23 protein-coding genes are annotated in these 26,150 nt (G+C 45.9%); all 23 read left to right on the top strand.

Features of this window, described 5'->3' with window-relative positions:
* The first annotated feature begins 47 nt into the window (after positions 1-47).
* The 23 genes from yfmF (at position 48) to ACDE64_RS09275 (ending at position 26,060) form a co-directional block, all read left to right on the top strand.
* Complete coding sequence (yfmF, locus tag ACDE64_RS09165) at positions 48-1,331, top strand: EF-P 5-aminopentanol modification-associated protein YfmF (protein ID WP_411349756.1); 1,284 nt, start codon at positions 48-50, stop codon at positions 1,329-1,331.
* A 3-nt stretch (positions 1,332-1,334) separates the two neighbouring features.
* Complete coding sequence (gene yfmH / locus ACDE64_RS09170; protein WP_411349757.1) at positions 1,335-2,618, top strand: EF-P 5-aminopentanol modification-associated protein YfmH; 1,284 nt, start codon at positions 1,335-1,337, stop codon at positions 2,616-2,618.
* Positions 2,615-3,385 carry an elongation factor P 5-aminopentanone reductase gene (gene ymfI, locus ACDE64_RS09175; RefSeq protein ID WP_411346167.1) on the top strand — a complete coding sequence of 257 codons (771 nt, stop codon included), beginning with the start codon at positions 2,615-2,617 and terminating at the stop codon, positions 3,383-3,385. Before yfmH ends, ymfI begins: the two co-directional genes overlap by 4 nt.
* Positions 3,386-3,902: 517 nt before the next feature.
* Positions 3,903-4,595: a DUF3388 domain-containing protein gene (locus ACDE64_RS09180; protein ID WP_411346744.1), complete on the top strand. Its 693-nt coding sequence runs from the start codon at positions 3,903-3,905 to the stop codon at positions 4,593-4,595.
* Between the two features lie 57 nt (positions 4,596-4,652).
* Positions 4,653-5,762 carry a helix-turn-helix domain-containing protein gene (locus ACDE64_RS09185; protein WP_411349758.1) on the top strand — a complete coding sequence of 370 codons (1,110 nt, stop codon included), beginning with the start codon at positions 4,653-4,655 and terminating at the stop codon, positions 5,760-5,762.
* A gap of 223 nt (positions 5,763-5,985) precedes the next feature.
* Positions 5,986-6,477 (top strand): YajQ family cyclic di-GMP-binding protein, encoded by a 492-nt coding sequence (locus ACDE64_RS09190; protein ID WP_411346169.1) that lies wholly within the window; start codon positions 5,986-5,988, stop codon positions 6,475-6,477.
* A gap of 132 nt (positions 6,478-6,609) precedes the next feature.
* On the top strand, positions 6,610-7,200 hold the full coding sequence (gene pgsA, locus ACDE64_RS09195) for a CDP-diacylglycerol--glycerol-3-phosphate 3-phosphatidyltransferase (RefSeq protein ID WP_411346170.1): 591 nt from the start codon (positions 6,610-6,612) through the stop codon (positions 7,198-7,200).
* A 266-nt stretch (positions 7,201-7,466) separates the two neighbouring features.
* A complete protein-coding gene (locus ACDE64_RS09200) occupies positions 7,467-8,750 on the top strand; it encodes a competence/damage-inducible protein A (protein WP_411349759.1) in 1,284 nt (427 codons plus the stop codon).
* Between the two features lie 329 nt (positions 8,751-9,079).
* Positions 9,080-10,147, top strand: coding sequence for a recombinase RecA (recA, locus tag ACDE64_RS09205; RefSeq protein ID WP_411349760.1), 1,068 nt, complete (start codon positions 9,080-9,082; stop codon positions 10,145-10,147).
* A 170-nt stretch (positions 10,148-10,317) separates the two neighbouring features.
* Complete coding sequence (locus ACDE64_RS09210) at positions 10,318-11,106, top strand: regulatory protein RecX (RefSeq protein WP_411349761.1); 789 nt, start codon at positions 10,318-10,320, stop codon at positions 11,104-11,106.
* A gap of 618 nt (positions 11,107-11,724) precedes the next feature.
* Positions 11,725-13,266, top strand: coding sequence for a ribonuclease Y (gene rny, locus ACDE64_RS09215; RefSeq protein ID WP_411346174.1), 1,542 nt, complete (start codon positions 11,725-11,727; stop codon positions 13,264-13,266).
* A 66-nt stretch (positions 13,267-13,332) separates the two neighbouring features.
* On the top strand, positions 13,333-14,127 hold the full coding sequence (locus tag ACDE64_RS09220; RefSeq protein ID WP_411346745.1) for a TIGR00282 family metallophosphoesterase: 795 nt from the start codon (positions 13,333-13,335) through the stop codon (positions 14,125-14,127).
* Positions 14,128-14,437: 310 nt separating this feature from the next.
* Entirely contained in the window at positions 14,438-14,698 is a 261-nt protein-coding gene (locus tag ACDE64_RS09225) for a stage V sporulation protein S (RefSeq protein WP_017813748.1), read from the top strand.
* 287 nt (positions 14,699-14,985) lie between these two features.
* Positions 14,986-15,558, top strand: a complete 573-nt coding sequence (pduL, locus tag ACDE64_RS09230; RefSeq protein WP_411346175.1) for a phosphate propanoyltransferase — start codon at positions 14,986-14,988, stop codon at positions 15,556-15,558.
* Between the two features lie 287 nt (positions 15,559-15,845).
* Complete coding sequence (locus ACDE64_RS09235) at positions 15,846-16,550, top strand: L,D-transpeptidase family protein (protein WP_411349762.1); 705 nt, start codon at positions 15,846-15,848, stop codon at positions 16,548-16,550.
* A 282-nt stretch (positions 16,551-16,832) separates the two neighbouring features.
* A complete protein-coding gene (gene miaB, locus ACDE64_RS09240) occupies positions 16,833-18,383 on the top strand; it encodes a tRNA (N6-isopentenyl adenosine(37)-C2)-methylthiotransferase MiaB (protein ID WP_411349763.1) in 1,551 nt (516 codons plus the stop codon).
* A gap of 91 nt (positions 18,384-18,474) precedes the next feature.
* Positions 18,475-18,900 (top strand): RicAFT regulatory complex protein RicA family protein, encoded by a 426-nt coding sequence (locus ACDE64_RS09245; RefSeq protein ID WP_411346746.1) that lies wholly within the window; start codon positions 18,475-18,477, stop codon positions 18,898-18,900.
* 255 nt (positions 18,901-19,155) lie between these two features.
* Positions 19,156-20,301: a GNAT family N-acetyltransferase gene (locus ACDE64_RS09250; protein WP_411349764.1), complete on the top strand. Its 1,146-nt coding sequence runs from the start codon at positions 19,156-19,158 to the stop codon at positions 20,299-20,301.
* Positions 20,302-20,578: 277 nt separating this feature from the next.
* Entirely contained in the window at positions 20,579-20,980 is a 402-nt protein-coding gene (locus ACDE64_RS09255; protein WP_411346179.1) for a PaaI family thioesterase, read from the top strand.
* 71 nt (positions 20,981-21,051) lie between these two features.
* The gene (locus ACDE64_RS09260; protein WP_411346180.1) at positions 21,052-21,825 is read left to right on the top strand and encodes an NUDIX domain-containing protein; all 774 of its coding nucleotides are present in this window, start codon (positions 21,052-21,054) and stop codon (positions 21,823-21,825) included.
* 12 nt (positions 21,826-21,837) lie between these two features.
* Positions 21,838-22,377, top strand: a complete 540-nt coding sequence (locus tag ACDE64_RS09265) for a cysteine hydrolase family protein (protein WP_411349765.1) — start codon at positions 21,838-21,840, stop codon at positions 22,375-22,377.
* A 94-nt stretch (positions 22,378-22,471) separates the two neighbouring features.
* Positions 22,472-23,926 carry a nicotinate phosphoribosyltransferase gene (locus ACDE64_RS09270; protein ID WP_411350258.1) on the top strand — a complete coding sequence of 485 codons (1,455 nt, stop codon included), beginning with the start codon at positions 22,472-22,474 and terminating at the stop codon, positions 23,924-23,926.
* 382 nt (positions 23,927-24,308) lie between these two features.
* On the top strand, positions 24,309-26,060 hold the full coding sequence (locus tag ACDE64_RS09275; protein WP_411349767.1) for an NAD-dependent malic enzyme: 1,752 nt from the start codon (positions 24,309-24,311) through the stop codon (positions 26,058-26,060).
* Positions 26,061-26,150: the final 90 nt, after the last annotated feature.

Below are 26,150 nucleotides of genomic sequence, written 5' to 3' on the forward strand. Positions count from 1 at the left end.
ACATGATTCGATATACACAAATTGATCTGGATAAAGGAGTTTTGACATTGAACAGTACTGGTTTTGAGCACGGCGAAATCAATGGAATCCGCGTCCATGTCTTGCCGACAACGCGTTTTAAAACATTTGCGATCTCTCTCTATCTGGGAGTGCCGCTGGCTGAAGATACCGTTACACCGACCGCACTTATTCCCTTTATCCTGCGTCGGGGCAGTGAAACGTACCCCGAAACGACACAATTCCGCGAAGCATTAGAAGATATGTATGGCGCCGGATTTGGTATTGATGTATACAAAAAAGGCGATTACCAGATGGTGCAGCTGCGGATGGATACGATCAACGATTCGTTTGTCAGCAGCAATGAACCGCTGCTGTCACGCAGTTTGACCTTTATTGGAGATACACTGACCCGTCCAGCATTGGAAAATGGGGTGTTTCGCAATAAATATGTACAGGCAGAACGCGAAAATGTGCGGAAGCGACTGGAATCCGTTATCGATGATAAAATTCGCTATGCAGCAGAGCGCTGTATTCAAGAAATGTGTAAAGATGAGCCGTATCGTCTGAATCCGCTTGGTCGTCTGGATGCGCTGGATGAATGGGATAGCAGCGGCTTGTATGAGTGGTATCGTCAATGGTTGTCTTCATGCAATCTAGATCTGTATGTGGTAGGCGATACTTCGTTAAGTGAAGTGATGGAGCTAGTCGGACGTACATTCCACATTCATCGGAGCGAAGCGACTACTCTCTATACACCGGCGGTTACCCGTCCGGCTGTAGCTGAGGTTCGTCAGATTACCGAACGAATGGAAATTAGTCAGGGCAAGCTGAATATGGGACTTCGTACCCCGGTTACGTATAGCGATGACCGTTATGCATCAGCATTAGTAGCAAACGGCATTCTCGGCGGGTTCCCGCATTCCAAACTATTTATGAATGTACGTGAGAAAGAAAGTCTTGCGTATTATGTCGGTTCGCGCTTTGATCCGTACAAAGGCATTACTACAATCCAATCGGGGATCGAACTGGAAAACTTCAACAAAGCACTGGATATTATCCGTGAGCAATTGTCCGTATTACAGGATGGACAGATTACCGAATCCGAGATTGCTCAGACGAAGGCGTTGCTGCGTAATGATTTCTTGGAATCACGTGATTCTGCGTATCAGATGATCGGACACGATTTTAACGGACGATTCGCTGACAAGGAGCGTCCTGTGGAAGAACTGCTGGAGCAAGTAGAAGCTGTAACCGCAGACCAAATCCAAGCAGCAGCACAATTGCTGGAACTGGATACAATCTATTTCCTAACTGGGCATAAGGAGGCTTAATTGATGGAAAGCATACGTTACGACGATTTGCAGGAAACGCTATATCATGAAAAGCTGGATAATGGATTGGAAGTATATGTACTACCCAAAGAAGGCTTTCAAAAGACCTATGCCACATTTGCAACACGTTACGGCTCGGTAGACAATCATTTTCAAGTAGAAGGCGAGAACGAAGTAAAAGTGCCGGACGGCATCGCCCATTTCTTGGAACATAAAATGTTTGAAGAGCCAGATGGAGTGGACGTATTTTCCAAATTCTCTGCCAAAGGTGCGTCAGCGAATGCCTTTACCAGCTTTGATCAGACGGTATATCTATTCTCGGCAACGGAGCAGATTGAAGACAATGTGGAGACGCTGCTAAACTATGTGCAGAATCCGTATTTCACTGAGGAAAATGTGAATAAGGAAAAAGGCATTATCGGTCAAGAAATCCAGATGTACAGCGATAACCCGGACTGGCGTGTATACTTCGGGCTGATCGAAGCGATGTATCAGAACAATCCGGTTCGCATTGATATTGCGGGTACGATTGAATCGATTAGTGAGATTACGAAGGATACCCTGTATACGTGCTACAACACCTTTTACCATCCGTCGAATATGATGCTGTTCGTAGTGGGCGGAGTGAATCCAGAAGCGATCATCGAACAGGTGCGTCGCAATCAGGATGCCAAAAATATTCAGCCACAAGGACCGATCAGTCGTTACTTTGAAACTGAGCCAAATGCAGTAGGCGAAACTTGGCATGAGGTGAAATTGCCTGTATCCCAACCGAAGTTCCTGATGGGCTTCAAAGAGAAAGAGATCGGTTTGGATGGCGAACAATTACAGCGCCGCAACCTGACGACCAAGCTGGCATTGGATTTGTTGCTTGGCACAAGTACTGCCCTGTATCAAAAGCTATATGATGAAGATCTGATCTCGGATGATTTTGGGTATGATTATAGCAATACAGCAGAATATGCGTATTCTATGATCGGTGGCGATACGAAAGACCCAGAATTGCTTGTGAAACGGCTAAAAGAAGAGATCAATGCGATCGTACAAACTGGTTTTAGCCAGGATGCATTTGACCGTGCGATTCGGAAACGGATCGGTAACTATTTGCGCGCACTCAATTCGCCGGAAAGTATTGCACATGAATTTACACGTAGCCGGTTCAAAAATAGTGACTTCTTCGCGGTATTGCCAGTCTACGAATCTCTGACGCTGGAAGAGATCAATCAGCGTTTGCGTGACCATATTGATTGGGATCAACTGGCTGTATCCGTTGTTGTTAATCCATGAGTTCATCGACTCCAGGCGGTAGCAAACCATTTGCAGAGATGAATGTGTTAATTACCGGCGGTAGCCGTGGAATTGGCGCAGCTATTGCAAGGCGGTTTGCGATGGCGGGTATGAATGTAATTATTCATTATCGCCAGTCGCATGAACAAGCCAACGAAGTAGCGCGTACGTGTCTTGAGTATGGGGTGCGTGTGCTAACCGTATCTGCCGATTTGCGGGAAGTAGAGCAGATTCGCCGGATGCGTGACAAGCTGGAGCAACATGGGCTGGAGCCTGATATTCTGGTAAACAATGCCGGAATGTCGCACTATGGAATGCTAGCGGATTTGACGGAGAACGATTTTGACGATATTATGACAACCAATCTGAAAGCTGTCTTTTTCTGTTCGCAAGTGTTTATGCCGTATATGGTTCGGCAGCAATACGGACGCATTATTAATGTATCCAGCGTATGGGGAATTACCGGTGCCTCTTGCGAAGTACTGTATTCTGCCAGCAAAGGTGGCGTGAATGCTTTTACCAAAGCACTCGCCAAAGAATTAGCGCCTTCCGGTGTAACGGTAAATGCCATTGCGCCGGGCGCTGTGCGTACAGAGATGATTTCTCATTTGCAGCAGGATGAGATTCGGATGCTGGAAGATGATATTCCCGCCGGACGTATTGCCGAACCGGATGAGATTGCATCGATGGTGTACTTTTTATCGTTACCGGAATCAGGCTATATGACAGGGCAGGTGGTTAGCCCGAACGGTGGCTGGGTAACGTAACGGAGAGTCACTGTATGTTCATTCCCAAACGATAGAAGCTTCGGTACCGTCGTGTACAATGAAGCTTCTATTCCTTGTTAGCGCATGGATATCTAATCATTATCAGCTCATTGTTATCCAATGATTATCTTTTAACCGGATAGGCTATGCTGAATATGAGCTGTCAATGTCAATGATGACATCCCGGTTAAAAAGTTGTTTCCTTTCGCTTCTTGCCTTTCTATATCATTTTATATATCATTAACATGTTAAAGACGTGAAGTTCGCAGCCGGCTGAAGTCATGTACATGATCAGCCGCTTTTTATTATATGGCTGCTAGTCAGCCCTTCATGCAATACAGTCTATGATGATTCAATCACATATGAAATGCCCGTGCGGAATGATCCGCGTTATGAATGGGAAGAAAGGTTCGAGGTGAACGTGGAAGCAAAACAGACGAATCCGGAAGCGAAACAATGGTACTTGGAGTACAGGATACATAAAAACCGTCCTGGCTTACTTGGGGATGTGGCTTCACTGCTTGGTATGCTCAATGTCAACATCCGTACGATTAACGGGGTTGAAGGCAAAACGCGTGGTATGTTGCTGGAATCCGACGATGATGAGAAAATCGTGCTGCTTGGCGATATGCTGGCAAAAGTGACCAACATTACGATCACTGCGCTGCGTCAACCGAAGCTGGTCGATATTCTGGCTGTGCGTCATGGTCGTTATATCGAACGCGATTCCGATGACAAAAAGACATTCCGGTTTACACGCGATGAACTCGGTTTGCTGGTTGATTTTCTCGGTGAAGTGTTCAAGCGAGAAGGGAATCAAATTATCGGTCTGCGCGGGATGCCGCGTGTCGGTAAAACCGAATCCATTATCGCGGGTAGTGTATGCGCGATGAAGCGCTGGACGTTTGTCTCGTCGACACTGTTGCGCCAGACGGTGCGCAGTCAATTGTCCGAAGAGGAAATGAACCATGGCAATGTATTTATTATTGACGGGATCGTGAGTACCATTCGGTCAAATGAACGTCATTACCAGCTTTTGCAAGATATTATGCAGATGCCAAGTACGAAAGTAATTGAGCATCCCGATATCTTTGTACGGGAATCGGATTATGAATACAGCGATTTCGACATTATTATCGAATTGCGCAACAATCCGGATGAAGAGATCGTCTATGATACATTCACGGAAACGTACACAGATGATATCTAAATGACCAATAAAGCTCAGTCTTTATGTGATAAAACAATCTAATCAGGAGGTAATCGTATGTCAGATCTGGGTCGCCAGTTACGGGACGCCCGCCTTGCACGGGGTTTATCGCTCGATGACGTGCAAGAAATGACCAAAATACGCAAGCGCTACTTGGAGGCCATCGAAGCGGGTGATTTCAAGGTGCTTCCCGGAAGTTTTTATGTTCGGGCATTTATCAAAACTTATGCAGAGGCTGTCGGTATTAGTCCGGACGAGCTGCTGCAAGAACATCAGGATGTTGTACCGGAGCCAGAGCCGGAAGCGGTGATGGAACCTGTTGCGCAACCGCGCAGAGCTGCACGGCGTAACGCCGCCGCTTCGGGACGTAGTGGCAAGTTGCTATCAACCATTTTAATGTGGGTGTTCCCAATTCTGATCATTGCACTGGTATGGATTTTTGTAATCAGCAAAAATTCTTCCCCGCAAATTGAAGAAACTGCAAGTAGTCAACAACAAGAACAGAATAATACACCGAATACTACCACTACCCCGCCTGCAACAGGTGGCAATGGCGGTACGACTCAAACTCCATCTGGTGCAGGTTCTGGACAGAATGGTGAATCTGCGGGTACAGGCACAACGGAGAACCCAGAAGGCACGGGTACGACGGAAGGTACTGATCCAGAAGCGACTAACGGCGAAACGCCATCGACTGAAACGGGGACAACGGATGCTTCATCCACTCCGGTAGTCAGCGAAAGTGGCAAAGAAGGTCGCAATACTTTGTTCAATGTGAACTATACCGGTTCCGATACGTTGAAAGTAGACATTGCAGCTACTGGTCAAAGCTGGTTGGAAGTGTACAAATCTGCTGATTCCAGTGGTGAGCGTCTGTTCTTCAACAACACCGAGAGTGGACAAAACCTGTCTTACGATCTGACCGATTCCGGTCTATATATTAAATCCGGTAATTCGCCAGCTACGAAGATTACGATCAATGGTCAGCCGATCACAGATGGCAAAGCGACTTCTCGTATCGTGCTGAAGCTGGTAAAAGAAGCACCAACTACGGATGCAACTTCCACTTCCGGTACAACTGATGCGACAGGGACAACGGACGGTACGTCTACCTCTACCGACAGCACTGAAGGTACAACAACAGATTCCACATCCAGCAGTAACTGATAAACAATCACAAAGGACATCCCTTACTTCCGTTCTGCGGAACCGGATGTCCTTTTGCGAGTTTAGTTTATGTATGTAATGCATACGAACGCATTCTTGTCTGAAGATGATCTTGAGTATTAGCTAGGAGCGCATCATTAGCGTTTACACATCTGGATCACCGTTATCGTATTAGACTTGCACACCAATATCACCTATAATTTGACTAAAGGGGGAGACTTCTGTGGCTTCTGAAAATTCATTTGATATCGTATCCAAAATGGACATGCAAGAAATGACCAACGCAATTACTCAAACGGAAAAGGAAATCGCCAGCCGTTTTGATTTTAAAGGCAGCAAAAGTACACTGACATTGGAGAAAGAAACACTTGTGTTAGTATCCGATGACGATTACAAACTCGGTGCATTAATCGACGTTTTGCAATCGAAAATGGTAAAACGCGGTCTGCCGATCAAAAATATTGAATACGAAAAGGTCGAACCTGCTTCGATGGGAACCGTACGTCAACGTCTCAAATTGAAGCAAGGCATTGATCAGGAAAATGCGAAAAAGATCAATATTCTCATTCGCGATTCCAAGCTAAAAGTGAAAAGTCAGATCCAAGGTGATCAAATCCGCGTAACGGGTAAAAACCGCGATGATCTGCAATCTATTATTCAACTGCTCCGCAAAGCGGATCTGCCGCTCGATCTTCAATTTACAAACCTGAAATAACAATTGCATGTAACGGTTTTGTTACAGGGCGGATGGAGGCTGCACGTTGATGTTGATAAACAAAATACGGTCGCATGCAGGTACATATAAGCGGCTATACCATAATGCTGGACTCAGCGTAGGAGGTACACTGTGAACCTGCCAAACCAAATCACGATGGCCCGCATTGCGCTTGTGCCGGTCATGATGCTGTTTTTGCTGGTTGATTTTCCTTTTGGCGAGCAGTTGTTGCATATCGGCAGTTCCTTTCAAGTAAGTTACAACGATCTGATTGCGGCATTTATTTTCATTGTTGCGGCAAGTACAGACGGAATTGACGGTCATATCGCACGTAGTCGCAATCTCGTTACGAACTTGGGCAAGTTGCTTGACCCACTAGCGGATAAGCTACTCGTATCCGCAGCGCTGATCTCGCTTGTATCCTTGGGCAAATGTGCAGCATGGATGGCGATTATTATCATCTTCCGCGAGTTTGCGATTACAGGTCTACGTCAGATCGCCTTATTGGAAGGCTCTGTCGTTGCAGCAAGCAACTGGGGCAAAGCGAAAACGATCACTCAAATCGTGGCGATCATTGCATTAATGATTAACAATTTCCCATTTGCCTTAATCGGTTTTCCATTTGCCGAAATTGCCATTTGGATTGCCACATTGATTACCCTATATTCGGGTGTCGATTATTTCATCAAAAATAAAAATTTGCTTCATTTTCATAATTCCTGATTAATGGTGAGCATGAGCTTCCATCCGACGATGCAATAGTTATTTATAAGATCGTTGTAATCGGTAGTATGAACATGAAGCGGCAGTAAAGGCAATAGGGATCGCTCTATTGTCTTTTTCTGTGAGGATTCTTCGCTTTACAATGCTGCTTGTTTAAATCATACAAATGTAATAGCAGAACAGCATAAGCATCCTCACATCCGCGTATGGAAGTAGATACACTATCAACCTTAATCATGCACTGTTTCAAAAGGGAGGATACAATCATGAAAGCCGTCAAAGCAGAAATTATCGCTGTTGGAACCGAGTTACTGCTCGGTCAAATTACGAATACGAATGCGCAATACCTATCTCAACAACTGTCTTATCTGGGCATTGATGTGTATTACCAGACCGTGGTTGGAGATAATCTAAACCGTTTGAAACAGGCAATTGAACTAGCAAGTAGCCGGGCAGATGTAGTCGTATTTTCCGGCGGGATCGGGCCAACGCAAGATGATCTGACCAAAGATGCTCTTGGTGAAGTGCTGGGACGCTCATTGCACATCTATCCAGAAGCGATGCAAAAGATCGAAACGTTCTTTGAAGGTCGCGATAAGCCGATGACTGAAAATAACCGTCGTCAGGCAATTATTCTGGAACATAGTCATCCGCTTGATAACGAAGTCGGTCTCGCAGTCGGAATCGCCATTAGTCAGAACGACAAGCATTATGTCGTGCTACCAGGACCACCGAAAGAACTCAAACCGATGTTTGAGCAGCAAGCAGTTCCGTGGTTATTGAGTAATGTGCTGTCCGGTGAGTATCCAATCTATTCCAAAATGTTGAAATTTGCCGGTATCGGTGAGTCCGCATTGGAAGACGCATTGCTAGATCTGATCAGCGCACAGACCGATCCGACGATTGCACCTTATGCCAAAGAAGCGGAAGTCACGATCCGCCTGACTACCAAAGCACCGGATGAAAAACAAGCGATGGAGAAACTGAAAGCGATGGAAGCGGTCATTCGCGATCGTCTGCCAGATCATATGTATGCAGATCAGGATATCCGAATTGAGCAGCAGATTTTACAGATGATGACGGGTATGAAATTGACGCTTGCGGCGGCAGAGAGCTGTACCGGCGGTCTGATTATGGAAAATCTGACCAAAGTGCCTGGCAGTGCACTCGTATTCATGGGCGGAATCGTATCGTATTCCAACGAAATGAAAGAAAAGCTCCTTCAAATCCCGCATGATCTACTGGAAGGCGAAGATGCACCGGGAGCCGTGAGTGAAGAGGTCGCACAATTGATGGCACATGAAGCGCGCCAAATTCTAGATACTGACTTTGCCGTTGCAGTGACGGGAGTGGCAGGTCCGGGATCATCGGAACGCAAACCTGTCGGTCTAGTATATGTTGCGCTTGCGGAACGAGGACAGGATACGCAAGTATGGAAGCTGAATTTAAAAGGGAATCGCGAAGCTATTCGCATCCGCTCAGCCAAGAGCATCATGTACCGCCTCTGGCTTCGTCTCAAGCAACTTCAGCATGAACAGCCTGTAGATTAGAGCACGGAGGGCAAACAGCCATTACAGACGATCTGCGGGCTTGCAGATCGCATACAGCTATGCTATGATCACTTTAGCCGGAAGAACCGCAGCAAACCATTGCTGCGGTTTTTTGTTTCATTAGGGAGAAAAGCATGTAATTCTTACATAACGGCCGCACAAAACAGTTTGAAAAATAAGCCATTTTGTATTTTGATCATATTTTACAATATTTGTAATATGGCGAACGGAGGGCTGCAAAAAGACGAATATATGTTCGAAAAAAGCTTGGCAAAAGGTGAAAATTGCAGTATAATTAGTTTATAAACATTGAGAAGGATGTGAGCTGATTGTCAGATCGTCGTGCTGCGCTGGATATGGCGCTTCGTCAAATAGAAAAACAATTCGGTAAAGGTTCCGTTATGAAACTCGGGGAATCTACGCATATGCAAGTTGAAGTTGTACCAAGTGGATCGATTGCTTTGGATATTGCTTTAGGAACAGGCGGAATGCCAAGAGGTCGGATCATTGAAATATACGGACCTGAATCTTCAGGTAAAACTACGGTTGCCCTGCATGCAGTTGCGGAAGTGCAAAAAGCCGGCGGTCAAGCAGCATTTATTGATGCTGAGCACGCGTTGGACCCGCAATATGCTAAGAATCTGGGTGTAAACATTGATGAGCTGCTGCTGTCCCAGCCGGATACGGGTGAACAGGGTCTGGAAATCGCTGAAGCTCTCGTTCGTAGTGGTGCGGTTGATATCATCGTTATCGACTCCGTAGCGGCACTCGTGCCAAAAGCAGAGATCGAAGGCGAAATGGGTGACTCTCACGTCGGTTTGCAAGCACGTTTGATGTCTCAAGCGCTGCGCAAACTGTCCGGTGCCATCAGCAAATCGAAAACAATTACTATCTTCATCAACCAATTGCGTGAAAAAGTCGGCGTTATGTTCGGTAACCCGGAAACAACACCAGGCGGTCGTGCACTGAAATTCTACTCTACTGTACGTCTTGATGTGCGTCGTATTGAAGCTATCAAAAACGGTAACGACATCGTCGGTAACCGTACACGTATCAAAGTAGTGAAAAATAAAGTAGCACCTCCGTTCAAACAGGCAGAGATCGACATCATGTATGGTGAAGGTATCTCCAAAGAAGGTAGCTTGATCGATATCGGTACGGAAAAAGATATCGTAAACAAAAGTGGCGCTTGGTATTCGTATGATGGCGAGCGTATGGGTCAAGGTAGAGAGAATGCGAAGCAATTCCTGAAAGAAAATCCGCAAATCTCCCTCGTTATTGAAAATAGAATTCGTGAACTGAGCAACCTGAGTACACTGGTGGATGCTCCTACGGACGATCAAAAACGTAAAGAAGAATTGGAAGAGCAAGAACTGTTCTCGGAAGCAACAGAGTAATTCAGTCATTGCAGGTTCTATCATCCGAACATTTCGGATAGAGCAAATCAATACAGCCAGTCACTGATATGTGCCAGCATGTTAGTGACCCTAAGCGCCTGTAACGTGCATACGTTCAGGCGCTTATTTTATATGCAAGTAAATCTGTACTCCAGAAGGGAACCATAGGGATGAATAACTTTAGATCGTTTCGCAAATCAACTCGCAAGTCGTCTCGTTCACAGCAAGCTGAAGCTACTGAACAACCGAATGAGTGGGAATTAGAAGAAGAATTCGATCAAAAAGCAGATCGATTAGATGACTTTCCAGATGACGGCGAATTGGAGATCATCTCTGTTGAACCGGTGCGTTGGCCGCGGTTTCATTACCGATTGACGTTTGGCGAATTGAATCTGATTGTGCACGAAGATGTGATGATCAAATATCGAATGCTAAAAGGGTATTCGTTTACGAAGGACGCACTACAAGAAATTATGGCTGCGAATGAATTACAGGCAGCATATGCGTCATCTGTCAATTATTTGAGTTATCGTTCCCGTACTCGTACGGAAGTTGCGCGTAAATTGCGTGAAAAAGAATATGAGAATCATGTGATTGAAGCAACGTTAGAGCGATTGGAGCAGGAAAAGCTGATTGACGATGGACTGTTCGCCCAGCAGTGGGCAAAACAACGTGTTCGTACGCAGAAAAAGGGCAAAGTGTGGATTAGACAGGAATTACGGCAAAAAGGCGTAGATCAAGAGCAAATTGAACAAGCACTTGGCGATATTGACGAGGATGAAGAGTTAAATAGTGCTGTGCTGTTGGCACAGAAGAAATGGAACAGTACATCCGGTCAATGGCTGGACAAAAAGCGTAAAACGATGGCATACCTGATGCGTCGCGGATATTCTTCTGATCTAGTTCGCCGCGCATTGGCTCAAGTCGAACAGAATCAAGACGAAGAGGAAGAAGATTAATCGCTTTACTTTTCTACAGCAATAGTCAAGATATGCGCCAAGTATACGACACAGACATTCAGCATCGTAAGGATGTACGTATAGATCATCTGTACTCACACACTGATTTGAACAAAAAGATCATTTGAGCACCATATAATAAAACGGAACTGGACAACTATTGTCCAACTTCAAATAAATACTGCTGTTTTGCACATTGGGGCGGATTCATAATTTTGTAATCAGAGAGCAGAACGCAAAAATCATCGTAACACAATAATAACGAAATCAACTGTTTTTGCATTTATAGCGCCATCTATCGGTTGTTATGATGCAAGTGTACAGACAGAAATGCCAATTGCTTGACAATGTCTTTTGGCAAATAATAAAATGGATGTGTACAGTTTGTCATTTTTACGTCATTTTTAGCTTATTGACACCCGGTGGCGTAATGTCGACAGACTGTTGTACAAAGGCTTGAATAATGAAAATGTTTATCTCCCTTGAACAGGGAATTGGCACATGTACCCGCATGGGCGATGAAAGAGATTGTAAAGGGATGAAGCATTGCATTACCAATCAACAATGGTGGTAGTTCCCAAGGAATACCTTGGAGGAATCAGCGAGGAGGTGAACAGAATGGATTATCTCTGGATCATAATTCTCGTTGTTGCCGCATTATTCTTTGGGTTCGTGATCGGATATTTTATTCGCAAATCTCTTGCAGAAGCTAAAATTTCCAGTGCAGAAACTGCTGCCGCGCAAATCGTGGAAAATGCAAAAAAAGAAGCAGAAGCACTGAAAAAAGAAACAGTTCTGGAAGCAAAAGACGAAATCCACAAATTCAGAGCTGAAGCTGAAAAAGACATTCGTGAACGTCGGAATGAAAATCAACGGCTGGAAAGACGATTGTTGCAGAAGGAAGAGTCGCTGGATAAAAAGCTGGAATCACTGGAACGCAAAGAAGAACAAGTGGCTAACAAAGAGAAACGTATCGAAGAGACACAGCAACAAATCGAACAGCTATATGGCAGCCAGGTCGCAGAATTGGAACGTATCTCCAATCTGACCATGGAAGATGCACGCAGTATTATCCTGAGCAATGTTGAACAGGAAGTGCGTCATGAAACTGCACAATTGATCAAAGATATTGAACAACAGGCGAAAAACGAAGCGGACAAAAAGTCGCGTGAAATCATCACACTTGCGATTCAGCGTTGTGCGGCGGACCACGTGGCAGAGACAACCGTTTCTGTTGTCACCTTGCCTAATGAAGAGATGAAAGGCCGGATTATCGGTCGTGAAGGTCGCAACATCCGTGCACTGGAAACATTAACGGGAATCGATCTAATTATCGATGATACACCGGAAGCGGTTATTTTATCCGGATTTGATCCGATTCGTCGTGAAATCGCTCGTACAGCATTGGAGAAATTGGTTGCTGACGGACGTATTCACCCGGCTCGTATCGAAGAGATGGTGGACAAATCCCGCCGCGAAGTGGATGAGCGCATTCGTGAATACGGAGAGCAATCTACATTCGAAGTCGGTGTACACGGTCTACACCCAGACCTGATCAAAATTCTGGGACGACTCAAGTTCCGTACCAGTTATGGTCAAAACGTGCTGAAACACTCCATGGAGGTCGCTTACCTTACTGGTCTGATGGCCGCCGAACTAGGTCAGGATATCACGCTTGCGAAACGTGCAGGCTTACTGCATGATATCGGTAAAGCGCTTGACCATGAAGTGGAAGGTTCACACGTAGAGATCGGTGTCGAACTGGCGAAGAAATACAAAGAGCATCCAGTCGTTATTAACAGTATCGCGTCTCACCACGGCGATACCGAAGCGACTTCGATTATCGCAATGCTGGTTGGTGCTGCTGACGCATTGTCTGCTGCTAGACCAGGAGCGAGACGCGAGACGCTGGAAACGTATATCCGTCGTCTGGAAAAGCTCGAAGAAATATCGGAATCGTTCGATGGCGTCGAAAAATCGTATGCGATTCAAGCTGGACGCGAAATTCGCGTCATGGTGCAACCGGATAAGATTGACGATGCAGACAGTTTCCGACTGGCACGTGACATTACGAAAACGATTGAGAATGAACTGGATTATCCAGGGCATATCAAAGTTACCGTCATCCGCGAAACGCGGGCGGTCGATTACGCAAAATAAAGAACATGCGAAAAGTGACCTGGATAACGGGTCACTTTTTGTATATGAAGACGGAGGAGAATCACCATCAAAGTTATTTTTATTGGAGATATTGTCGGTAGTACAGGGCGTAGAGCGATTAAAGCAAGCCTTCCTAGGTTAAAATCAAAGTATAACCCGGACATCATCATAGCAAACGCGGAGAATTCGGCTTCTGGCAGAGGGTTGACGCGCAAGATTGCCAATGAGCTGTTTGAACAAGGCATTCACGGGATTACAATGGGGAACCATACATGGGATAACAGAGAGATTTTCGATTTTATCGACGATGAACAGCGGATGGTTCGTCCGGCCAATTTCCCACCCGATACACCAGGTCGCGGATATACGATTATCAAAAACGGTGGTAAGCAGCTAGCGATCATTAACTTACAGGGACGCACGTTCTTGCCTGCAATCGATTGCCCTTTCCGCAAAGTGGATGAGATTCTGGATGAACTGAATGGCAAAACGAATGCGATTCTAGTCGATTTCCATGCAGAAGCAACATCTGAGAAAATCGCGATGGGCTGGTATTTGGAAGGTCGCGCTTCAATGGTAGTCGGTACGCATACTCACGTACAGAGCAATGACGACACCATTTTGCCGGGTGGTACAGCGTATCAAACGGATGTTGGTATGGTCGGTTCGCGTGAAGGTGTGCTTGGTATGGAGAAGGATGCGGTGCTGTACAAATTCCAAACGCAGCTACCTGCACGTTTTCAAGTGTGTGAAGGCAAATGGCATTTTCACGCGGTATTCGTAGATATTGACGATCAGACTGGCAAAGCGAAAAAAATCGAAAAAATACGCATGTACGAAGACGAATGGCATATGGATTAATGACAATGGATGCCGGGATCCACGAAAATTCCTCATATTCTACGTTGTAGTGAGGGATAGAAGTCTCGCTCTCGAAGGCATTATTGCATTATGATCTTTCGTTCAATAACGGCGCCCCATCATCCCAATGAAGCCAATCGACGATATACTTGTACAGGCAAAAGCAAGGTCTGAAAATATATTTGTCAATTTGGCAATGTTCGGCTCAAAAAAAGAAGGAAACGAAAACAAATCCTCGAATACTAACTAGACGCAATTCCGATCATTTTTGAAGCTAAGCCATCATTCATTCCTAGGGGAGGTACTTAACATGGAAGTATTAAAAGTGTCAGCAAAATCCAACCCGAACTCAGTTGCAGGAGCCCTGGCAGGAGTGTTGCGCGAGCGCGGCGCTGCCGAGCTTCAAGCCATCGGAGCGGGTGCACTTAATCAAGCGATCAAAGCTGTAGCTATTGCCAGAGGATTTGTAGCACCAAGTGGAGTTGACTTGATTTGTATTCCTGCCTTTACTGATATTGTGATTGATGGAGAAGATAGAACAGCCATGAAGCTGATTGTGGAGCCGAGGTAATCATTCGCTAACGAGTGAATAAAGTAAAATATGTGACCTGTATGCCTTTTTACTGAAAGCATGCAGGTCTTTTTGCTGAATGGATTTTCATTTTCATAGTAAAAGATGTATAATGGCATAGTATGTATGTTAGCGTTTGTGGACGTGTTCATTAGCGGAATTAGATATTGTGATTGTCAATATCTCGTTAAGTCCGTTATGAATCATATGCGGCTTATTTTCTGATGATCAGGAAGTACGTGTATTTTGTTACAAGCGCATAAAGAATAGCTGAGGAGTGACATTCAATGAGTAAAGTAGTACCTGTAGGCGTATCTGCCCGTCATATTCACCTGTCCCAAGAGCATGTAGAAATTCTGTTTGGTGCTGGTTATCAACTGACTGAATTCAAACCACTGTCCCAACCGGGTCAGTTTGCTGCCAACGAAACAGTTGAGGTTGTTGGCTCTAAAGGTTCTTTCCCTAAAGTTCGTATTCTGGGTCCTGCACGCGCAGCGACACAGCTGGAAATCTCTCTGACTGATTCGTTCGCAGTTGGCGTAAAAGCACCTGTACGCGAATCTGGTAATATCGCGGGTACACCAGGCATTCTGATCAAAGGGCCAGCTGGTGAAGTGGAAATTCAGGAAGGCGTAATCGTGGCTGCCCGCCACATTCACTTCCACACATCTGATGCCGAAAAATGGGGTATCAAAGACCAGGATAAACTGAATGTTCGCCTGTCTGGCGAGCGTGGCATGGTACTGGAAAATGTGATTGCACGCGTATCTGATTCGTTTGCACTGGATATGCACATTGATACCGATGAAGCGAATGCTGCTGGTGCACGTACTGGCGACACTGCTGAAATCATCGACTAAGATCAATACGAATATAGTTAAAAACCAGGATTGTCTGTGAATCGTAATGAAGAGTATCGTATGTCTCTTGCATTATGGATCAATACAGCGATCCTGGTTTTTTTGATGCAACGTCAATTGCGATGCAGCATTAAGTTTGTGAAGTGGATACTACATACATTAAGCAATGCATGAAGAACGGTGCTGATTCAGAAGTAATATTCTGCTACTATGAATACATATCAATTTCAACGAATGAAGCTTCGATAAGGAGTGAAGCTGAACTTCAGTTGCAGGAGGACATGATCATGAGTTATCGTATCCGTTTGACGTTGTTGCTGTTTCTATTCATAAGCTATATACCAGCGTATCATCAGGCGGATGCTGCATCTGCGCTGAATGAGCCAAAGTTGTTCAAAAAATTAGATCAGCTGAGCAGTGAGCAAGTCATCATCGTCACCGCTGATACACAGCGTTCCATCACGGGCAGACTGTATGTATACGAAAAGCAGGAAAGTGGCTGGAAACGCCAGCTAGGTCCAATACCAGTTGTATTGGGCAATAAAGGGCTTGGTAAAACAAAAGAAGGCGATGGCAAAACACCGCTTGGAACGTATACACTTGGCACTGCATTTGGCAGTAGTAACCAGGCGCCGACTGGATTGAAAACCGATTATCGCACAGCAGGGGCGGACGATTATTGGATTGATACACCGGGATCACCAGATTATAACAGCTGGGTTGCATACGAAGGCAATCCGAAGGAGCGCTGGTCTTCATTTGAACGATTGAATAATCCGTTGTACCAGTATGCGATGGTCATTAACTACAATATGAATCCTGTCGTTTCTGGCAAAGGTAGTGCGATTTTTATGCATATCTGGCGTGCGTCCAACAAGCCGACAGAAGGCTGTATTGCGATGTCCCAGGACAATCTGCTACGAGTAATGAAGATGATAGATCCAGACTTGAATCCGAAAATTCGTATCGGTGTAGGTTCGCAGATATATTGAATAGGGCTTGTAAGTCACTCGGAAGTGAGCAGCAGTTGGGTATTCCTTGCTTTTTATATAGATAGTGCCATGCTATAATTATAGGTAATGCTTTTTTGTTCATTTGGTTGTTGATGTTGATAACAATACAATTCACATATCCGATAATGATTGATTTGCAGTTCGTTTACTAGCAAGGTCCGAAGGTAAACATAGAGCGCAATAGACTCATATAACGCTCCGTAACAGCACTGCAAACGATATATTCTGGAAATGGTAATGGTGGGGGAGTGACAGCATAGCATGTCAAAACAGACAAAAGATTATTCCAAGTATTTTGACTTTTCCGATGCAAAAGTGATCTCGGAAGACGAACATGGCAAAAAAATCCGTATCCGCGGACGTGATATTCATATTGTCTCTGAACCGAATCAGCGCGAAGAGAAGAAGCGCGGTAAGCAAGACGTGCAGGTTATGTACGAAAATGCAGTGCCGGAAGAATTGCGTCATATCGGCGTTGGCAAGCATTATCTCGTATATACGTTTGGTTGCCAGATGAACGAGCATGATTCCGAAACGATCAAAGGTATGCTGGAGCAAATGGGTTATCAAGCGACCGAAAGCCGTGAAGAAGCGGATATCATTCTGCTGAATACGTGCGCTATTCGTGAAAATGCAGAAGATCGTGTATTTGGCGAACTCGGTCATCTGAAAACGCTGAAGCTAGAACGTCCGGGCTTGCTGCTTGGTGTCTGCGGTTGTATGGCACAGGAAGAAGGCGTTGTGAACCGGATTATGCAGCGACATAACTTTGTCGATATGATCTTTGGTACACATAATATCCATCGTCTGCCTCAGTTAGTACAAGGAGCATTGTTTAGCAAAGAAATGGTCGTCGAGGTGTGGTCCAAAGAAGGCGATATCGTCGAGAACCTGCCGAAAAAACGTCAAGGTATGCGTGGTTGGGTAAATATTATGTATGGCTGCGACAAATTTTGTACGTATTGCATCGTGCCGTATACGCGTGGCAAGGAGCGCAGCCGTCTGCCACAGGACGTCATTGCCGAAGTGCGCGAGCTGGCACGTCAAGGCTTCAAAGAGATTACACTGCTGGGACAGAACGTGAATGCCTATGGCAAAGATCTGGAAGGCATGAATTATACATTTGGCGATCTGATGGATGATATTTCCAAAATCGATATTCCGCGCGTGCGCTTTACAACATCGCATCCGCGTGATTTTGATGATCGTCTAGTTGAAGTACTCGCTCAGGGTGGCAATCTGGTGGAACATATCCATCTGCCTGTACAGTCGGGTAGCACGGAAGTGTTGAAAAAGATGAGTCGTAAATACAGTCGCGAGCATTATTTGGAGCTGGTGGACAAAATCTATACTTCTATTCCGAACGCGGTGCTGACTACGGATATTATCGTTGGCTTCCCTGGCGAAACAGATGAGCAGTTTGAACAAACGCTGTCGCTTGTGCGTGAAGTGGGCTTTGACTCTGCGTATACGTTTATTTATTCGCCGCGCGAAGGTACGCCTGCCGCTTCGATGGAGGATAATGTGCCGATGGAAGTGAAAAAGCAGCGCTTGCAGCGTTTAAATGATACAATCAAACAGTACAGCCGCATTGGCAGCGAGAAGTTTCTCGGTCAGGTAGTGGAAGTACTCGTTGAAGGCGCCAGCAAAAATAATGAGCATGTGCTTGCCGGACGAACACGTTCCAACAAGCTCGTTCATTTTGAAGGTGCTGATGATCTGATTGGTGAATTTGTACATGTACAGATTACCGATTACAAAACATTTTACATTAAAGGCGAGCTGGTGGCAGAACCTGTAGCCATAAGCTGATTACAGAGCATTCTGCCGGTATAGCCGTCTTTCTGGAAGGGAGATACTGCCCGTGCAGCAGCAGGAGCATAACGAACATCAACAGGAACCGGTGAATGCTATTCCTGATCTGGATACAAGCGGATTGCATATTCGCGAAGATATTATGGCGAAGACGAATCAACTCGCTTCTCTCATTTCCGAAAGTGAGGAAGTTGTCCATTTTCAAAAGGCGGAGCAGATGATTCTGACTCATGAGCGAGTGCAAAGTCTGATCTCGCAAATTAAGAAGAAGCAAAAAGAAGTGGTTGCCTTTGAGTCGATGCGTAATCAGAAGATGGTTGCTAACATTGAAGCCGAGATGGCAGCCTTGCAGCAGGAAATGGACGATATTCCATTGATCTCCGATTACCAAGAGTCGCAGGTAGAGATTAATGATCTGCTACAGATGGTCATGTCTGCTATTTACAATACGGTATCGGAGAAGATTCATGTAGAGAGTGGCAAAGATTCTCCGCCGCCATCGTGTGGAGACTGAATATTGTCTATCTTTTGCTGTTCTCTTTGCAGTCATTGTATGATTACGAAGATAGAACAGACCATGAAGATCCAGAGTCATCCTATTGTATAGGGAGCGGGTATAGTAAGGGCGCGGATAGTCAATCCGCGTCTTTTTTACCATCTTCAATCCGTCACGTATCACTTCAATCCGTCACGTATCACTTCAATCACTCATGTATAGTCTTCAATCGATCATGTATCATCGCTAGAGTCTGCTTGTTAGGAGTGGTGCTTGCAGAAAGAGTGCTACATCGCCTTTGCCTACGTCATGTTATATAATGAAGAACATAATGAATCTTCTGCCGCAGCATGCGGACAAACAAGACAGAAAGAAGTGGACCGTATGGAATCTTCGTCTTATGACCGCGCACCGGTATTGATACGGGAACATCAGCAGGGGGAACACTTGCCGATCTCGCTACTCTTGTTAGCAGATCCAGACGAGAGCATGCTTCAACGCTATATGAATTACTGTCGCTGGTGGATGGCGGAATACGATGGAATACCTGTGGGTGCTTGTGGCGCGCTGCAACGTGGCAGCGAAGAGTGGGAGATTATGAATATAGCTGTATTGCCGGATTATGCAGGTCAGGGGATTGGCAGTGATTTACTCAGGCATGTACTGGAAGCGCTTGAGCGCGCTGGTGGTAACTTGATCACCGTATGTACTGGTAATTCCAGTATTGGTCCACTGGCTTTGTACCAGAAGCATGGATTTCGGATTACTGATGTGGAAACGGATTATTTTGTGCGACATTATGGGGAGCCGATCATTGAGAATGGGATTACATGCCGCGACCGCATTACATTGACGCTTCATTGTGCCCCTTCACATAGTGGGCGAAATAAACCCTCTGTGCTGCCGGGATTTCAGGCAGCTGTTTATATTCGAATTGCCCAGATTCGCGATTCCGGTCCATTGATTCGGATGAAAAAGAAGCTGGACGCACAGACGACATATATGCTGCTGGAACCGGGAGAACGAACGATGACTGAACCGGAACAGCGTGATATGATTCGCTATGCACTGCGAAGTGCCAACTCCAATATCTTTCTCGCAGAATATCAAGGGCAGATTATCGGCTATCTGGAAGCGATGGGCGGTAAGGTCGTACGCAACCGGCATACGATCTATATTGTGGTCGGTGTATTGCAGGAGTATGCTAATCGTGGTGTCGGTCGGCGTTTGTTTCATAGTATGCTGCACTGGGCAGAGGATCGTGGTGTGCATCGGATTGAGCTGACGGTACAATCGGTGAATGTACGGGGGCTACATTTGTATCGCTCACTTGGCTTTCGAATGGAAGGTATTCAGAAGGACGCACTGCTGGTGAACAATCAATATGTGGATTTGATCCAGATGAGCTTGCTGTTGTAGTTGGACAGACAAAGATATAATTGTAACTAGATAGCTGCAATTGATGTATAAACAATAATCACAAATGGTCAATATCTAGCTGGTGAATATCTACCGCAAATGATAGATGGTAATCATAAACGATAATCCTCAAGTGTAAATACCAAGCGTAACACATAGTCATAAAACATCGCGATATGATAACTGCCGGGTTTCCGGCGCAACAACGGGCGTAACGGAACCGACGAGCATACTGATAGTATATCCACACTCAACAACGAAAACGGAGGAACGCCCGATGACAGAATGGGATGACGTATTACAAGCAAGTGAGCAAATGTACTGGGGACTGCTAGGGTGCCGTCTAGTAGAAAGCCATCATGAATATATCAAAATTGGATTGACTGCTACAGCGAGTCATTTAAATCATATGCATATTGTCCATGGTGGGGTAATGATGTCTATGATGGATCAAGCGATGGGTATGATGGCGATGGCAGTGCAGGGTGGTCAACCGTGTGTAACGACCAATATGAACACGCATTTTGTGCAATCGATGACCGAAGGTGAGCTGTTTGCGAGTGCGCGTGTTATTCATCATGCTGGTCGTACGATGACGTTGCAGGCAGAGATTACGAACAGCGAAGATGTGACCGGAGCGATTGCGACAGCGACCTTTATCGCTACGCGCAGCAAATAAAGATTGACCTTACATTATTAATAGTTCATAATGATATTATCAAAAAGATAAAATGAACAGTGGTGATAAAATTGACGGAAAACAACAAACAGCATACGTATGATGTTAAAAAGTACCGTACACCGGATGGAGCGCCCGCCGATATCGTCATGTTTACACTGACCAAAAAGGAGCGCAAAACCTTCACCAAAACATTGCCTCTACGCGAATTGAAGGTAATGCTGATTCGCCGCCGTTCGTGGCCGTTTGCCGGTAAATGGGCTTTACCGGGCGGATTCTCACGCGATAATGAGTCGCTATTTGAAGCTGCTCAGCGCGAACTCAAGGAAGAGACGGGAGTCGATGCACGTCATCTGGAATATCTGGGTGTGTACAGCAAGCCGGGACGTGATCCGCGCGGCTGGATTATCTCACATGCTTTTTTTGCACTGGTAGAAGAGGAAGTACTGGAAAAGCGTCGTGCCGCTGATGATGCCGAGGAGGTCGGCTTGTTTACGATTGAGGAAGCGCTGGACAAGCTGGAGCTTGGGTTTGACCATCATGATATTATTCGTGATGCGTACATGCGTATTCAGGAGCAGATGCTCAGTACGGTCATTGCCAAAAAGTTTCTGCCGCCAGAATTTACGCTCAGCGAGCTGTATCAGGTGATCAAGGCGGTTGTGCCGGATTTTGAAGAACCGAATTTTATTCGTAAAATTACGTCCACGCGCAGCCGCAAAGGCATTATCGAGGAAGTGCGGGATGACGACGGTAATCCGCTCAGTTCCAATCAGTATTCCCAGCGCCCAGCACAGTTGTACCGGTTTACCGGTCTGGTGCCGCGTTTATCCATTTATTCGTAAGGAGGATATGTGATGAAAGCACTGATCGTGATTGATTATACGAATGATTTTGTGGATGGCAAGTTGCCGGTGGGACAGCCGGGTATTGAGATTGAGCAGCGAATAGTGGATTTGACTGAGCAGTTTGTAGAGCAGGGGGACTGGGTGGTGATGGCGGTCGATCTGCATGACGAGCAAGATGCTTTTCACCCGGAAGCGTCCTTGTTCCCGCCGCATAATATTCGCGGTACGGCAGGACGTGAGCTATATGGCAGACTGAAGCAAGTGTATGAGCAGAACCAGCAGCAGATCTACTGGATGGACAAGACGCGTTATAGTGCTTTTGCCGGTACGGATCTGGAGATGCAGCTACGTGCGCGTGGCATTACCGAGCTGCATCTGATCGGGGTATGTACCGACATCTGTGTGCTGCATACCGCTGTGGACGCCTACAATCGAGGATTCACGATGACAGTACATGAAGATGCGGTTGCTAGCTTCAATCCAGCGGGGCATGAATGGGCTTTGCAGCATTTCAAAGGTACACTTGGCGCAAATGTGGTTAAAGGATAATCATTGCATCGTTTGCAGCATGCTGTAGCCGGAAATGTGATTAGGTTCACAATTTCGGCTATGGCGGTATTATCATTAAAGAGGTGAAGTCGTGATGAGACAATATGGACTTGCGTTACATACAGACAAATATCAGATCAATATGATGTACGCCCATTGGGTGAATGGTACACACAATCGACGTGCCGTATTCGAAGCGTATTTCCGCAAGTTACCGTTCGGTAACGGGTATGCCGTATTTGCCGGATTAGAGCGGATTGTCAATTATATGAATCATCTGACATTTCATGAGGATGAGATTGCTTTTCTGGCAGAGCAGGAAGAGCAGTATGATGCGCGTTTTCTGGATGAATTGAGACAGTTCCGTTTTCGCGGCAATCTGTATGCGATGCAGGAAGGTGCAGTTGTATTCGCAGATGAGCCACTGCTTCGTGTAGAAGGTACGATTATGGAAGCACAGTTGGTTGAAACGGCGCTGCTGAACTTTATGAACTATCAGACCTTGATTGCGACCAAAGCTTCGCGGATCAAGCAGGTAGCGGGCGACGATATTCTGCTGGAATTCGGTACACGTCGTGCACAGGAAGCAGATGCGGCAATCTGGGGCGCTCGTGCTGCTTATATCGCAGGGTTCCACGGTACATCGAATGTGCTTGCCGGTGCCAAATTTGGTATTCCTGCCAAAGGCACACATGCACACGCATGGGTACAGAGCTTTGGCAATGAGCAGGAGGCATTTGATCGGTATGCAGCGGCATTGCCAGATGGCGTAACGCTGCTGGTGGATACATTCGATACACTCGGCAGCGGCGTTCCACATGCGATCAAGACTGCCAAAGATCTCGAAGCACGCGGTAAAAAGATGAGTGCCATCCGTCTGGATAGCGGTGATCTAGCGTATTTATCCATTCAAGCGCGTAAAATGCTGGATGATGCAGGGCTGCCGTATGTGAAGATCGTCGCGTCGAATGATCTCGATGAAAATACAATTTTGGATTTGAAATCTCAAGGGGCACGCATTGACACATGGGGGGTAGGTACACAACTTATCACTGCTTCGGATCAGCCGTCACTTGGTGGTGTGTACAAGCTGGTAGAGTGCGAGATTGACGGCGAAATGAAGCCTGTTATCAAAATCTCCGCCAACCCGGAAAAAGTCACAACACCGGGCAGCAAGGATGTATACCGTATTATTAGTACAGGCAGCGGTAAAGCAATTGCCGACTATATTTGTTTCCCGAACGAATCGGAGCCGCGGGAAGGCAAGCGACTCAAGCTGTTCAATCCGCTGCATCCGTATATCCGTAAATATGTATCGGATTACGAAGCGGTAGCTTTACTGCAACCGATCTTTGTTGAAGGCAAGCAAGTATACGAATTGCCTTCCCTGCAAGACATTCGTGCTTACCATGTAAGTCAGCTGGATCAGTTCTGGCCGGAATACCAGCGTAAGCTGAATCCAGAAATTTATCGTGTGAATATTAGTCCGAAAGCATGGGATATGAAGCAGCGTTTAATTGCTGAACACTTGCCACCGGAAGAAGCATAAGCTTCAATATCGTACTTGCTTCTTTTTTAAACTATTTAAAGTGATATCTCTGGACAATGATCAGATGACTGATCAGTAAGCAAAGCCCTGTGTGATAGCATCCACCGCAACATAGCGAGAATGCAGTCATACAGGGCTTTTTGCTGTTCCTTTGCAGTGTTATCGATGACAACTATCTTTTGAGTACATAATAATCACCAATGAAAAGTTATCATAATCATAGTTTTTATCAATGATATTTGCGATCATAATAGGTTTTCAAAACGCAACATTCGTTTACAATTAGGTATAAAGCGCATTACGATAGAAGCACAATATGCATAACAAGTAGACAGAGAAGCGGGTTAGACCATCAAAAACGCATGAAAGAAGGCTGTTAACGATGAAAGCTTTTTATCTGGATCAGGATGGAACACTACGGACAGCATTACGTGGCAAAGACGTGCTGGCAAATGCAATTTTGAACAAAGGTGTGGCTTTTACAGCAGAGGAACGCGACGAGCTGCATTTGAATGGTATTTTGCCACCGACGATTCTTACACTGGATCAGCAAATGAATCGTGTCTATGAACAGATCAAAAGTGAACCAAGCGATCTGCGCAAAAATATTATGCTCAATGATCTGTCCAATCGCAATGCGGTGCTATATTATCGGCTGTTAAGTCAACACCTAAGTGAGTTGCTGCCAATCGTATATACACCAACTGTAGGTCAGGCGATTCAAGAATACAGTCAGCATTACCATACACCGGGCGGCGTCTATCTGTCGATTGATAACATGGACGGTATTGAAGAAGCATTTCACAATAGCGGTGTACAGCCGGGAGACATTGATCTAATTGTCGCAACGGATGCGGAAAGTATTCTTGGTATTGGTGATTGGGGTGTAGGCGGTATTAATATCGCTATTGGTAAATTGGCTGTCTATACTGCCGCCGCTGGTATCAATCCCGGACGTGTATTGCCAGTCGTGCTAGACGCAGGGACGAATAACAAAAAGCTGCTGGAAGATCCACTCTATATCGGTAATCGGCATGAACGGATTCGCGGTGAACAGTATGAACAGCTGGTTGATCGTTATGTAGAGGTAGCGCGGAAGCTATTTCCCGAAGCATTACTGCACTGGGAAGACTTTGGCAATGTCAATGCCCGTAACATTATTAACAAGTACGGCGATCAGTTCCTGACCTTTAATGACGATATTCAAGGTACAGGAGCGGTGACACTGGCAGCGATCATTTCCGGTGTTCAGGTTAGCGGCACACCGTTGCAAGAACAGCGCATTCTCGTATTTGGTCCCGGTGCCGCAGGCATTGGTAACGCTGATCAGATTCGCGATGCGATGATCAAGACGGGATTATCGGAGCAGGATGCTGAACAGCGCTTCTGGGCATACGATTATCGCGGTCTGCTGACTGATCAAACGGAAGGCGTGCTTGATTTTCAAAAGCCGTATGTGCGCGATCACGATGAAGTGAAGGATTGGGATACTGATGAGGATGGCAAGATCAGTCTGCTGGAAGTGATTCGACAGGTGAAGCCGACAATTCTACTCGGCACATCCGGCGTGAAGGGCGCGTTTAGCGAAGAGATCGTGAAGGAAATGGCGAAGCATGTAGAGCGTCCGATCATTATGCCGATGTCCAATCCAACCTCGCTAGCGGAAGCAGTGCCTTCAGATTTGCTGAAATGGACAGATGGTAACGTGTTGATTGCAACGGGTAGCCCGTTTCCGCCGGTAGAATACAATGGTGTGACGTATGATATTGGTCAGGCGAACAATGCGTTTATTTTCCCGGGACTAGGATTGGGTGCGATTGTGACCAAAGCCAAAGTATTCACCAGAGGCATGTTCACAGCCGCCGCAGATGCAGTTGCTCATGCAGTAGATTCGTCCAAACCGGGTGCATCGCTACTGCCACATGTCAAAGGATTGCATCAAGTATCGCATGACGTAGCGATTGCCGTTGCCCGAGCGGCGATTCAAGATCAAGTAGCAAGACACGTACCGGATGATATCGAACAGGCAATTCAAGAGGCAGCATGGGAGCCAGCTTATCGCTCGGTCCGCGCGGCAGAAGCTGCGGAAGTAGTAGAACAAGAGCAGAAGAAAGAACAGCAGGTATCCTCTTAATTAGGAATGAACGCCTGCATCGTTGATACAATAGGGTAATAACCAATGAACGATGCAATAAGATAGGTCGTACTAGTACATGAACAGTTT

The sequence above is a fragment of the Paenibacillus sp. WLX2291 genome, from assembly GCF_046603665.1.
Classification (GTDB): domain Bacteria; phylum Bacillota; class Bacilli; order Paenibacillales; family Paenibacillaceae; genus Saccharibacillus.